11 protein-coding genes are annotated in these 12,278 nt (G+C 74.0%); 5 read left to right on the plus strand and 6 right to left on the minus strand.

Annotated elements, in window-relative coordinates:
• Positions 1-118: 118 nt before the first annotated feature.
• Entirely contained in the window at positions 119-1,492 is a 1,374-nt protein-coding gene (locus tag ACFYXK_RS08495; protein WP_389410397.1) for an aminopeptidase P family protein, read from the plus strand.
• Between the two features lie 49 nt (positions 1,493-1,541).
• Here ACFYXK_RS08495 and ACFYXK_RS08500 read toward each other — a convergent pair whose 3' ends face one another.
• The 3 genes from ACFYXK_RS08500 to ACFYXK_RS08510 form a co-directional block, all read right to left on the minus strand.
• A complete protein-coding gene (locus ACFYXK_RS08500) occupies positions 1,542-2,111 on the minus strand; it encodes a hypothetical protein (protein WP_389410398.1) in 570 nt (189 codons plus the stop codon).
• Between the two features lie 89 nt (positions 2,112-2,200).
• Positions 2,201-2,626, minus strand: coding sequence for a RidA family protein (locus ACFYXK_RS08505; RefSeq protein ID WP_383509155.1), 426 nt, complete (start codon positions 2,624-2,626; stop codon positions 2,201-2,203).
• On the minus strand, positions 2,623-3,786 hold the full coding sequence (locus ACFYXK_RS08510; protein WP_389410399.1) for an acyl-CoA dehydrogenase family protein: 1,164 nt from the start codon (positions 3,784-3,786) through the stop codon (positions 2,623-2,625). The genes ACFYXK_RS08505 and ACFYXK_RS08510 overlap by 4 nt, the downstream gene beginning before the upstream one ends.
• 138 nt (positions 3,787-3,924) lie before the next feature.
• Here ACFYXK_RS08510 and ACFYXK_RS08515 point away from each other — a divergent pair, with 138 nt between their 5' ends.
• From ACFYXK_RS08515 to ACFYXK_RS08530, 4 genes are all read left to right on the plus strand, one after another.
• Positions 3,925-5,553: an AMP-binding protein gene (locus tag ACFYXK_RS08515; protein ID WP_389410400.1), complete on the plus strand. Its 1,629-nt coding sequence runs from the start codon at positions 3,925-3,927 to the stop codon at positions 5,551-5,553.
• A gap of 28 nt (positions 5,554-5,581) precedes the next feature.
• Positions 5,582-6,388, plus strand: coding sequence for a PaaX family transcriptional regulator C-terminal domain-containing protein (locus ACFYXK_RS08520; RefSeq protein ID WP_389410401.1), 807 nt, complete (start codon positions 5,582-5,584; stop codon positions 6,386-6,388).
• A gap of 128 nt (positions 6,389-6,516) precedes the next feature.
• A complete protein-coding gene (locus ACFYXK_RS08525) occupies positions 6,517-6,900 on the plus strand; it encodes a hypothetical protein (RefSeq protein WP_389410402.1) in 384 nt (127 codons plus the stop codon).
• A gap of 41 nt (positions 6,901-6,941) precedes the next feature.
• Complete coding sequence (locus ACFYXK_RS08530; RefSeq protein WP_389410403.1) at positions 6,942-7,781, plus strand: GNAT family N-acetyltransferase; 840 nt, start codon at positions 6,942-6,944, stop codon at positions 7,779-7,781.
• Positions 7,782-7,800: 19 nt separating this feature from the next.
• Here ACFYXK_RS08530 and ACFYXK_RS08535 read toward each other — a convergent pair whose 3' ends face one another.
• The 3 genes from ACFYXK_RS08535 to argF form a co-directional block, all read right to left on the minus strand.
• Entirely contained in the window at positions 7,801-10,074 is a 2,274-nt protein-coding gene (locus tag ACFYXK_RS08535; RefSeq protein ID WP_389410404.1) for a bifunctional salicylyl-CoA 5-hydroxylase/oxidoreductase, read from the minus strand.
• Positions 10,075-10,078: 4 nt separating this feature from the next.
• A complete protein-coding gene (locus tag ACFYXK_RS08540) occupies positions 10,079-10,906 on the minus strand; it encodes an enoyl-CoA hydratase family protein (RefSeq protein ID WP_383509172.1) in 828 nt (275 codons plus the stop codon).
• Between the two features lie 328 nt (positions 10,907-11,234).
• Positions 11,235-12,248, minus strand: coding sequence for an ornithine carbamoyltransferase (gene argF, locus ACFYXK_RS08545; RefSeq protein ID WP_389410405.1), 1,014 nt, complete (start codon positions 12,246-12,248; stop codon positions 11,235-11,237).
• Positions 12,249-12,278: the final 30 nt, after the last annotated feature.

A 12,278-nucleotide genomic window follows, 5' to 3' on the forward strand; every position in this document is an offset into this window, starting at 1 on the left:
GTCACGCGGCGTTTGACGGGGATTAACGTGCCGCGGTGTGAGCTGTAACATAGTAATGTGAAATTGCACTGACAAGACCTGTGCGCCCACCAGTTCGCATCTTCTCGAGGGAGCCCCTGTGACCGACACCCCCTCCCGCCTCAACATCGGCAGCCACGACCTGCCGGTGTCGCCGGAGTTGTCCCGCTTCATGGCCGCCGACTGGGCGGCGTCCCCCCTCCCCGATGCCGCGCGGGTCTCCGCGTACGAGGTCACCCCGGCCCGGCGCGCCCGGCTCTCGGCGCGCTTCCCGGGTGAGCGGCTGATCGTCCCGGCCGGCGAGCTCAAGGTCCGCTCCAACGACTGCGACCACCGCTTCCGCCCGCACAGCGCGTACGCCTGGCTGACCGGGCTGACGGGCGAGGACCAGGTGGGCCACGTCCTGGTGCTGGAGCCCTCGGGCCCGCACGGCCACGAGGCCGTGCTCTACCTGCGCCCCCGCTCCCCGCGCGTCGACGGCAACGAGGAGTTCTACCGGGACCGCCGGTACGGGGAGTTCTGGGTCGGCCGCCGCCCCGACCTGGCGGAGGCGCAGCGCCTGACCGGCCTGCGCTGCGCCCACCTGGACGACCTCGGCTCCCCGGCGGGCCGCAACGCCGCGGCGGACCCGGAACTCGCCGCCGCGCTCAGCGAGTTGCGCCTGGTCAAGGACGCGTGGGAGGTCGGGCAGCTCCAGCTCGCCGTCGACCACACGGCGGCCGGTTTCGAGGACGTCGTACGGGCGCTGCCCCGCGCCCTGGCGCACCCGCGCGGCGAGCGGTGGATCGAGGGGGTCTTCGGCCTGCGCGCCCGGGCGGAGGGGAACGGCACCGGGTACGACACGATCGCGGCGTCGGGCGCGCACGCGTGCGTCCTGCACTGGATCCGCAACGACGGCCGGCTCGACCGGGACGAGCTGCTGCTGCTGGACGCAGGGGTGGAGACCGACAGCCTCTACACGGCGGACATCACGCGCACCCTGCCGCTGTCGGGGCGCTTCTCCCCCGTCCAGCGGCAGGTGTACGAACTGGTGCTGGCGGCGCAGGACGCGGGCATGGCGGCGCTGCGCCCGGGCGCGAGCTTCCGCGACTTCCACCGGGCGGGCATGCGCGTGATCGCGGAGGGCCTGGCGGAGTGGGGCGTCCTGAAGGACGCGCGGGGCGACCTGCACCGGCGGTACACGCTGTGCAGCAGCGGTCACATGCTGGGGCTGGACGTGCACGACTGCGCGAAGGCGCGCGCGGAGACCTACCTGGACGGGGTCCTGGAGGAGGGCCAGGTCCTGACGGTCGAGCCGGGCCTCTACCTGCAGCCGGACGACGAAACACTGCCCCCTGAGCTGCGCGGCATCGGGGTGCGCATCGAGGACGACCTGGTCATCACGGCGAAGGGCGCCCGACTGATGTCAGGCGCCCTGCCCCGCACGGTCGCGGGGATCGAGGAATGGATGGGGACCCTACTGGAGAGCCGCTGAGGGCGGACCGCCAGTGGCGGGTGATGCCGGAAGGCCGGCGGCCGAGTGGTCAGCGGCCGCCGCCACCGCCACCGCCGCCTCCGCCGCCCCCGCCTCCGCCGCCGTGGCCGCCACCGTCGCCGCCACCGCCGCCGCCGTTGCCCCCGCCTCCGCCGCCGTCGTGGCCGCCGCCACCGCCACCGTCGCCGCCACCGCCGCCACCGTCGTGGCCGCCGCCACCGCCGTCGCCGCCGTATCCGCCGCCGTCGTGGCCGCGGTCACCGGACCAGCCGTTGTCGTGGCCGCCGCCCCAGTTGTCGTTGTTCCGGTTGTCGTGGTTGGAGCGGCCGTCGTTCCAGTGGTCGTTGTTCCAGTTGTCGTTCCAGTTGGCATTGCTGTGCCGGCCGTCGTTCCAGGAGTCGTTGTCCCAGCACCAGCTGGGGCGGTCGTTCCAGTTGTGCCAGCGGGAGGAGTCGCAGCAGTCACGCCAGTTGTCCCCGCGCCAGTTGTCGGAGCACCATCCCGTGTTGTTCTGCTGGGTCTGAGGAAGACCCGCGGCGAACGCCCCGCCGACAGGCATCAGGCCGAGCGCGAGGCCCGCGGCTCCTGCCACGACCGTCGCGGTGATCACACGGCGCATGACCATGCACCTCCGAGCATTGAGACATTGGTTACAAAAAGGTCATTTCCACCCTCACCCCTCCGTGGCCCGCTGTCAAAACCACCTGGTCAGCGATCCGGCAACTCGAAGACGGATGTGCCGAGTACGGCAATACCGTCCAGTTCGACCAGCGCGGGCTCGTCCCAGAGGCGGACGACCCCGATGACCGCCATGGCCGGGTAGTCGCGGCCGGCCAGCCGGCGCCAGAGGCGGCCGAGTTCGGGCGCATGGGTGCGGTACGCCTCCACGTCGACCGTGTAGACCGTCACCCGGGCCAGGTCGGCCGGGGTGCCGCCGGATGCCGCGAGGGCCGCCAGGAGGTTGGCCAGAGCGCGTTCGAACTGCTCGGGCAGGGTGTCCCCGACCACCTTGCCCGAGGCGTCGAGCGCGGTCTGGCCCGCCAGGAAGACCAGCCGGGAGCCGCTCGCGGCCACGGCGTGGGAGAAGCCCGCCGGCGGGGAGAGCTCCGCCGGGTTGATCCGCTCGAGACTCACCGGTACAGCTCCTTCGCGATGATCGTGCGCTGGACCTCGCTCGCGCCCTCGTAGATGCGCGGGGCCCGGACCTCCCGGTACAGGTGCTCGAGCAGGTGGCCGCGCTGCAGGGCGACGGCGCCGTGCAGCTGGACCGCGTGGTCCACCACGTACTGGGCCGTTTCCGTGGCGAGCAGTTTCGCCATCGCCGACCGGCGCGGGACGTCCGGCGAGCCGGCGTCGTACGCGCCCGCCGCCGCGTAGACCAGGAGCCGGGCGGCCTCGGTGCGGGTGGCCATCTCGGCCACCCGGTGACCCACCGCCTGGAGGTCTCCCAGCACCCCGCCGAACGCGGGCCGCGCCGCCGTGTAGGCCAGGGTCGCGTCCAGGGCGGCCCGGGCCATGCCGACGGCGAAGGCGCCCACGCTCGGCCGGAACAGGTTCAGCGTGTCCATCGCGACCCGGAAGCCCCGGCCGGGCTCGCCCAGCAGGTCCTGCGGGCCGACCGGGACCCCGTCGAAGGTCAGCCGCCCGATCGGATGCGGGGAGAGCATGTCCAAGGGCTCCCCCGACAGGCCGGGGCGGTCGGCCGGGACCAGGAAGGCGGTGACCCCCTTGGCGGCCGGACCCTCGCCCGTGCGGGCGAACACCGTGTAGAAGTCCGCCTCGGGGGCGTTGGAGATCCAGCACTTCTCACCGCTGAGCCGCCAGCCGCCGGCCCCGCCGCCGCTGCGGCCGCCACCGCGTCCGCCGCCGCTCGCCGCACTCCCGGTGTCCCGTACGGCCTGCAGCGCCAGCGCCGCCGCGTCCGAGCCCGCCCCCGGCTCGCTCAGCGCGAAGGCCGCCACCGCGCGCCCGGCCCGTACCTGCGGCAGCCAGCGCGCCCGCTGCTCCGGTGTCCCCGCACTGAGCACCGGATGGGCCCCCAGCCCCTGGAGGGCGAGGGCCGTCTCGGCCTCCGTGCACCCGTACGCAAGGGATTCGCGGAGCAGGCACAGCTCCAGCGCCCCCGAGGTGAACACCCGCTCCAGCAGGCCCAGCTCACCGAGTGCCGCGAGCAGCGGACGGTTGACCCGTCCCGGCTCCCCCTTGTCGGCGAGCGGCCGCAGCCGGTCCGCCGCCAGCGCGCGCAAGTGCCCGCACCACTCCTCTTGTTCCGCCCCGAGCGCGAATCCGGTCATCCGAATATCCCCGCTTCTATCGCGTCCTGTTGACTGCCGTCACCATCACGATACGCTCGTAGCGCACGTGCACGGCCTGCTCCGCCACTTCGGTCCCCCACCCGGGGGCCGCTGCCGTTGCAAGGGGGCGAACCCGCCTTGGAGCTCAAGCCTTCCGCCCACGCCGACACCTTCGCGCGCGACCACCTGCCACCGCCCCACGCCTGGCCGCGGCTGCTGTTCGAACTCCCCGAACTGGCCTACCCGGACCGGCTCAACTGCGGCGCCGAGCTGCTCGACACCACCGTCGCCCGGTTCGGGCCCGACCGCCCGGCCTTCCGCAGCGGCACCGGCGAGGTGTGGTCGTACGGGGAGCTGCGCGAGCGCGTGGACCGCCTCGCGCACGTGCTCACGGCCGACCTCGGCGTGGTCCCCGGCAACCGGGTGCTGCTGCGCGGCCCCACCGGCCCGTGGCTCGCCGCCTGCTGGCTGGCGGTGATGAAGGCGGGCGCGGTGGCGGTGACGGTCCTCGCCCAGCAGCGGGCGCAGGAGCTGGCCACGGTCTGCGCGATGGCCCGGGTGCAGCACGCGCTGTGCCACGTGGGCGTGCTGGACGACCTGGCCAGGGCCGCGGTGCCCGGCCTGCGGATCACCCCGTACGGCGGCGAGGCCCCGGACGACCTGCTGCGGCTGGCCGACCGGCACGAGGAGCCCTTCCGTGCCGTCGAGACCTCCGCCGACGACGTGGCCCTGATCGCCTTCACCTCGGGGACCACCGGCCGCCCCAAGGGCTGCATGCACTTCCACCGCGATCTGCTCTCCGTCGCCGACACCTTCTCCCGCAGCGTCCTGCGCCCCCGCCCCGACGACGTCTTCGCCGGCAGTCCGCCGCTCGGCTTCACCTTCGGCCTCGGCGGCCTGGTCGTCTTCCCGCTGCGCGCCGGCGCCTCCGCGCTGCTGCTCGACCAGGCGGTCCCGCGCCGGCTGCTGCCCGCCCTCGCGGCGCACCGGGTCACGGTGCTGTTCACCGCGCCCACCGCGTACCGGGCGATGCTGGACGCCCTGGGCCCGTACGACGTGGGCGCCTACGACCTGTCCGCGCTGCGCCGCTGCGTCTCGGCGGGCGAGAACCTCCCGGCGGCCACCTGGCAGGCCTGGTACGAGCGCACCGGACTGCGGATCATCAACGGCATCGGCGCCACCGAGCTGCTGCACATCTTCATCTCGGCGGCCGACGAGGACATCCGCCCGGGGACGACCGGCCGCGTGGTGCCGGGCTGGCAGGCGCGGGTCGTGGACGCCTCCGGCCGGCCGGTCGCGGACAACGAGCCGGGGCTGCTGGCCGTACGCGGCCCGGTGGGCTGCCGCTACCTGGCGGACCCGCGGCAGGAGGAGTACGTACGGGACGGCTGGAACCTGACCGGGGACACCTACGTCCGCGATCCGGAGGGATACTTCCGCTACGTCGCCCGTGCCGACGACATGATCGTGTCGGCGGGCTACAACATCGCCGGTCCGGAGGTGGAGGAAGCCCTGATGCGCCACCCGGACGTGGTGGAGGCGGCGGTGGTGGGCCGCCCGGACGAGCGACGCGGGCAGATCGTGGTGGCGTACACCGTCCTGCGGGCGGGCGCGGCGCTGACGGAGGAGGCCCTGCGCACCTTCATGCGGGCGGAGCTGGCCCCGCACAAGTGCCCGCGCGCCTTCGTCTTCCTGCCCGCGCTCCCGCGGACCGCGACGGGAAAACTGCAGCGGTTCCGGCTGCGCGACGCCGCGAGCCCGGGCTGACCGGCAGGACGCCCCCTACAGTGAACCCGTGGTCGAGCAGCACACCCCGCGATCCCTGATCGTCACGTTCTACGGAGCCTACGGGCGGTCCTTCGAGGGCCCGGTCCCGGTGTCGGCGCTGGTCCGCCTGCTGGGCGCGGCCGGCGTGGACGCCCCGTCGGTCCGCTCGTCGGTGTCCCGGCTCAAGCGCCGCGGCTTCCTGCTGCCCGCGCGCGCCGCGGACGGCTCGGCGGGGTACGAGCTCTCCGCGGAGGCGCGGCAGCTGCTGGACGACGGCGACCGGCGGATCTACGGGGACCGCGACGCGCACCCGCCGGGGGAATGGCTCCTGGCGGTGTTCTCCGTACCGGAGCAGGAGCGGCACAAGCGGCACCTGCTGCGCTCGCGGCTGGCCCGGCTCGGCTTCGGCGCGGTGGCGCCGGGGGTGTGGATCGCCCCCGCCCACCTGTACGAGGAGACCGGCCACACCCTGGACCGGCTGCACCTGACGGCGTACGTGGAGCTGTTCCGCGGCGGCCACCTCGGCTTCGCCCCGACCGCCGAGGCGGTGGCCCGGTGGTGGGACCTGACCTCGCTGGCCAAGCAGCACGAGGAGTTCCTCGACCTGCACGAGCCGGTGCTGCGCGCCCTCCAGTCGGGCCCGGCCCCCACCCCGGAGGAGGCCTACCGCGGCTACCTCCTGGCCCTGGACACCTGGCGCCGGCTCCCGTACGCCGATCCGGGCCTGCCGCGCGAGCTGCTGCCGGCGGACTGGCCCGGCGACCGGGCGGCGGCGGTCTTCGCCGAACTGCACGCCCGGCTGCGGGACATCGGGGCGGGATTCCTGGAACCGTAGCCGAGGGGGCGGCGTCAGCAGGGGATGTGACACATCGTGATCTTCCTCCGCCCCCGCCGCCGCTGCCCACCCCGCGACGGCCCTCGTACCCGCCGCAGACCCAGCCGCAGACCTGGTACCAGGCGCCCGTGACACCACCCGGGCAGCGGGCCGCGCGCCTCCAACTGGCCGGAGCGGCGCTGGTCGGCGCCGTGGCGGGGTTCACGGCCTCCCGGCTCGCCGCCAACGCCCGCGCGTACTGCGACGCGGGCTGGGAGGCGGGCGGGAAGTTCGAGCTGAACTTCGAGATGCTGTTCCTGGTGCCGGGTTGTGCGGTCCTCGCGCTGGTCCTCGCACTGCTGACCCGTCGCCTGCCCCTGCCGGTGCGGGCCGTCCCGATCCTGGCCGCGCTGGCCGCGGTGGTGGTCTGGTACTTCGCGGTCACTGGCACGCTGGACGGCTACCCAGGGCATTCGGGGCTGTGCGGGCCCGACAACGTGCCGCCGTGGTGGCCGGCCTGGCTGCCCTCGTAAACCCATGTGCGCGGGGAAACGGTCCGGCGCCATCATGAGCCATGACCTGGACCTTCACCCATGACCTGGCGGCCTATCTGGCCGTGGCGGGCCCGGCCGTGGCCGACGAGCCCGTCGCCAACACCTCCCTGCTGACCGTGGCCGACGCGCTGGAGCGGCGCGGTCTGGACGCCTACGGATCCGCCGAGCCGTTCTTCGGCTGGTGGACCGGCGTCGACGGGAGGGTCGCCGGCGCCCTGCTGTGCACCCCGCCGCGCCCGCTGCTGATCGGGGCGCTGTCGGACGAGGCCGTCCGCGGCCTGGGGGCCGCGCTCGTCGCCGAGCCGCTGCTCGCCGGGGTCGAGGCGCTGATCGCCCGCCGCCGCGACGCGGAGGCGCTGGCCGCGGCCTGGGGGAAGCCGAGCGAGGTCACCGAGGAGAACCGCCTGTACCGGCTCGCCGGACTCGTCGCCCCGGATCCCGTCCCGGCCGGGCGGGCCCGGAGCGCCACCGAGGCCGATCTGCCGCTGCTGACGGACTGGGCCGGTGCCTTCAAGCGGGAGACCGGGGAGCCGGGCGGCCCCTCCGAGGCGTTCCTGCGCGACCGGCTCTCGTACGGGGGCATGCTGCTGTGGGAAGACGCCGGGACGCCGGTGTCGATGGCCGGGTTCTTCCGCCCGATCGGCTCGGCCGCCCGCGTCGGCCCGGTGTACACCCCGCCGGAGCTGCGCGGCCGCGGCTACGCCGCCGGGGTCACGTACGCGGTGAGCGAAGCGGCGTACGCGGCCGGAGCCTCGGAGGTGCTGCTCTTCACGGACCTGGCCAACCCCACCAGCAACGGCGTCTACCAGCGGCTGGGCTACACCCCGGTCGAGGACCGCATCGAGGTGGCCGCGCTGTGAGCCTCCCGCAGGAGCCCGCTCAGCCGCGGCCGGTCGGCGGTTTGCGGCTGCCGGCGCGGTAGGGGGCGGGCCAGGGTGCCGCCGGGCCGGCGTAGGACTGGTCGGCGGCCGCGTGCAGGGTCCAGTGCGGGTCGTACAGGTGGGGGCGGCCGACGGCGCAGAGGTCGGCGCGGCCCGCCAGCAGCAGGGAGTTCACGTCGTCCCAGGAGGAGATCGCGCCGACGGCGATGACCGGGACGCCGAGCGCGTTGCGGATCCGGTCCGCGTACGGGGTCTGGTACGAGCGCCCGTACTCGGGGCTCTCGTCCGCCACCACCTGGCCGGTCGACACGTCGATGGCGTCGGCGCCGTGGGCGGCGAAGGCGGCCGCGATGTCCACCGCGTCCCGGGCGGAGGTGCCGCCCGGGGCCCAGTCGGTGGCGGAGATGCGGACGGTCATCGGGCGGTCGGCGGGCCAGACCGCGCGGACCGCGTCGAAGACCTCCAGCGGGAACCGGAGCCGGTTCTCCAGCGGGCCTCCGTAGGCGTCCGTGCGGTGGTTGGTGAGCGGGGACAGGAAGCCGGACAGCAGATAGCCGTGGGCGCAGTGCAGTTCCAGCAGGTCGAACCCGCAGCCGGCGGCCCGTACGGCGGCGGCCGCGAAGTCGGAGCGGATCGCGGCCAGGTCCGCCGCCGTCAGGGCGCGCGGGACGGCGGAGACGCCCGGCCGGTAGGGCAGTGCGGAGGCCGCCACGACCGGCCAGTTGCCCTCCGGGAGGGGGTCGTCCATGCCCTCCCACATCAGCCGCGTCGAGCCCTTGGGACCCGAGTGGCCGAGCTGGACGCCCAGCGCGGTGCCGGGTGCGCAGGTGTGCACGAAGTCGGCGATCCGGGTCCAGGCCGCCGCCTGCTCCGCCGTGTACAGGCCGGTGCAGCCGGGGGTGATGCGTCCCTCGGCGGACACGCAGACCATCTCGGTCATCACCAGGGCGGCCCCGCCGAGGGCCCGCGCGCCCAGGTGCACCAGGTGGAAGTCCCCGGGCGTGCCGTCGCCGTCCTGTGCGGAGTACATGTCCATCGGGGAGACCACGACCCGGTTGCGCAGGGTCAGCCCGCGCAGCTTCAGCGGCGTGAACATCGGCGGGGTGTCCTCGTCCGGGCAGCCGAAGTCCCGTTCCACGGCCCGGGTGAACCGCTCGTCGCGCAGCCGCAGGTTGTCGTGGGTCACCCGGCGGCTGCGGGTGAGCAGGTTGAAGGCGAACTGCCGGGCGGGCTGGTCCACGTACCCGGCGAGTTCCTCGAACCACCGCATGCTGGCGGCGGCGGCCCGCTGGGTCGAGGCCACCGCCGGCCGCCGTGCGGTTTCGTACGCGGCCAGCGCGGCGGGCACGTCCGGCTCCGCGGCCACGGCTTCGGCGAGCGCGAGCGCGTCCTCCACCGCCAGCTTGGTGCCGGAGCCGATGGAGAAGTGCGCGGTGTGTGCCGCGTCGCCGAGCAGGACCACGTTGCCGTGGGACCACCGCTCGTTGACGACCGTACGGAACTGCGTCCACGCCGAGCGGTTTCCGTGCAGCGGCCGGCCGCGCAATGCCTCGCCGAAGGTCTTGGCGCAGCGGGCGGCCGATTCGTCCTCGTCGCACAGGTCGAGGCCGGCGGCCCGCCACACCTTCTCGTGCATCTCCACGATCACCGTGGAGGCGTCCGCGGAGTACGGGTAGGCGTGCAGCTGCATGACGCCGTGCTCGGTCTCGGCGATCTCGAAGCGGAACGCGTCGAAGGCGAAGTCGGCGGCGAGCCAGATGTAGCGGCAGTGCCCGCTCGTGAGCGTCGGCCGGAAGTGCGCGGCCCCGCCCTGCCGGGTCGCGCTGTGCACCCCGTCGGCGGCGACCACCAGGTCGTAGGAGGCCGCCAGCAGCGCGGCGGCGGGCGCCGCGGTGCGGAAGCGGAGCTTCACCCCGAGGCCGGCGCAGCGCTCGTGCAGGATCTCGAGCAGCCGGCGCCGGCCGATGGCGGCGAAGCCGTGGCCGCCGGAGGTCAGCAGCCGCCCGCGGTGGACGATGTCGATGTCGTCCCAGCGCACGAACTCCGCACCGAGGGCGGCGTAGACCACCGTGTCGGCCGCTTCGATGCCGCCCAGGGTCTCGTCGGAGAGCACCACGCCGAAGCCGAAGGTGTCCTCGGGGGCGCCGCGTTCCCAGACCTCGACGGTGTGGCCCTGGCGGGCCAGCAGTGCGGCGGCGTACAGGCCCCCCGGCCCGCCGCCGACGACGGCGACCCGCAATGCGCCGCCGACCCGCGCGGTGCCCGCAGCCATGGCGCTACCTGCCCTTCCACTCCGGGGGCCGCTTCGTGGTGAAGGCGGCGTGGAACTCGGCGTAGTCCCGGCCGTTCATCAGCAGGGCCTGGGTGTTGGCGTCGAGCTCGACCGACGCGGCCAGCGGCATGTCGAGCTCGGCGGTCAGCAGCGCCTTGGTCTGCGCGTACGCGAGGGCCGGGCCGGCCGCGAGGTGCGCGGCGAGTTCGGCGGCCCGTACGCCGGCCTTGCCCTCCTCGGTGACCTCGCTGAGCAGGCCGATGCGCTCGGCCTCCGGCGCGTGGACGGGCTCGCCGAGCATCAGCAGCCGGGTGGCGTGGCCGAGGCCGACGACGCGGGGCAGCAGGTACGCGGCGCCCATGTCGCCGCCGGAGAGGCCGACGCGGGTGAAGAGGAAGGCGAAGCGGGCGGTGGGGTCGGCGATCCGGAAGTCGGCGGCGAGGGCGAGGACGGCGCCGGCCCCGGCGGCGACCCCGTGCACGGCGGCGATCACCGGGAAGGGGCATTCGCGGACGGCCCGCACCACCTGGCCGGTCATCCGGTTGAAGTCGAGGAGCTGGGCGGTGTCCATGGCGAGGGTGGCGCCGATGATCTCGTCCACGTCCCCGCCGGAGCAGAAGCCGCGGCCCTCGCCGCCGAGCACGAGGGCGCGTACGGACCGCTCCCGGGAGAGCTCGGCGAGCAGGTCGCGCAGGTCGGCGTAGGCGCCGAAGGTGAGGGCGTTGAGTTTTCCGGGGCGGTCGAGGGTGACGGTGGCCACGCCGTCCTGCCGGGTCACCCGCAGGTGGCGCCACCGTTCGGTCGCTGCTGTGGAACCGATGAAGGGGCTCACACGATCGACGGTATCACTGCATCGTGACTGCCGTCACAGAAACGCGACACATGGGCGAGTCCCTCGCACGTGCGCCGGCGGGAAGGCCGTCCGCTTCACCCGTCCGGTTCACCCTGCCGCCCCGGCCCGCATGACTATGCGGTGCCACGCACCATCAGCCCCGACTAGGCCGTCTCTTCCGGATCTTGCCTGACCCGCGTCGTCTGGTGCCGCACCTCGCCGCGTTGTCGGGGCGCCCGAGTACGTCCAGTACTCGGGCGCCCCTCCGCCTTGCGATGCACGGCGCCAGACGACGCGGGCTTGACCGGCAAGATCCGAAAGAGACGACCTAGGCGCCGGCCGGGCGGGCGAGGGTCGCGACGAGCACGGCCTTGATGGTGTGCAGCCGGTTCTCGGCCTCGTCGAAGACGAGGGAGTGCACGGATTCGAACACCTCGTCCGTCACCTCCAGCGACTCCAGCCCGTGCCGCTCGTGGATCTCCCGCCCGACCTTGGTGCCCAGGTCATGGAAGGCGGGCAGGCAGTGCAGGAACTTCACGTCGGGGTTCCCGGTCGCGCGCAGCACGTCCATCGTGACGGCGTACGGGGCGAGGGCGCCGATCCGCTCGTCCCAGACCTCCTTGGGCTCGCCCATGGAGACCCACACGTCGGTGGCGACGAAGTCCGCCTGGGCCACGCCCTCGGCGACGTTCTCCGTCAGTGTGATCCGGGCGCCGCTGCCGGCCGCGAGGCGGCGCGCCTCCGAGACCACGGACTCGGCGGGCCAGTAGGCCTTCGGGGCGACGATGCGCACGTCCATGCCGAGCAGCGCGCCGGTCACCAGGTAGGAGTTGCCCATGTTGAAGCGGGCGTCGCCGAGGTAGGCGAAGGTGATCCGGTCCAGCGGCTTGGCGCAGTGCTCGGTCATGGTGAGCACGTCGGCCAGCATCTGGGTGGGGTGCCAGTCGTCGGTGAGCCCGTTGAACACCGGCACGCCGGAGTGGGCGGCCAGCGCCTCGACGGCCGCCTGGCTGTCACCCCGGTACTCGATGCCGTCGAACATCCGGCCGAGGACCCGCGCCGTGTCCTTCACCGACTCCTTGTGGCCGATCTGGGAGCTGGCCGGGTCGAGGTAGGTGGTGTGGGCGCCCTGGTCGGCGGCGGCGACCTCGAACGCGCAGCGGGTGCGCGTCGAGGTCTTCTCGAAGATCAGCGCGATGTTCCTGCCCTGGAGGCGGCGCTGCTCGGCCCCGGCCTTCTTGGCGGCCTTGAGGTCGGCGGCGAGCTCGATCAGGCCGCGGAACTCGGCGGCGGAAAAGTCGAGCTCCTTGAGGAAACTGCGGCCGACGAGGTCGGTGGCCATCGGGGTACTCCAGGGTCGCGCTGACAGGGG

Origin of the sequence: Streptomyces sp. NPDC002209 (genome assembly GCF_042890265.1) — a bacterium.
GTDB lineage: Bacteria > Actinomycetota > Actinomycetes > Streptomycetales > Streptomycetaceae > Streptomyces.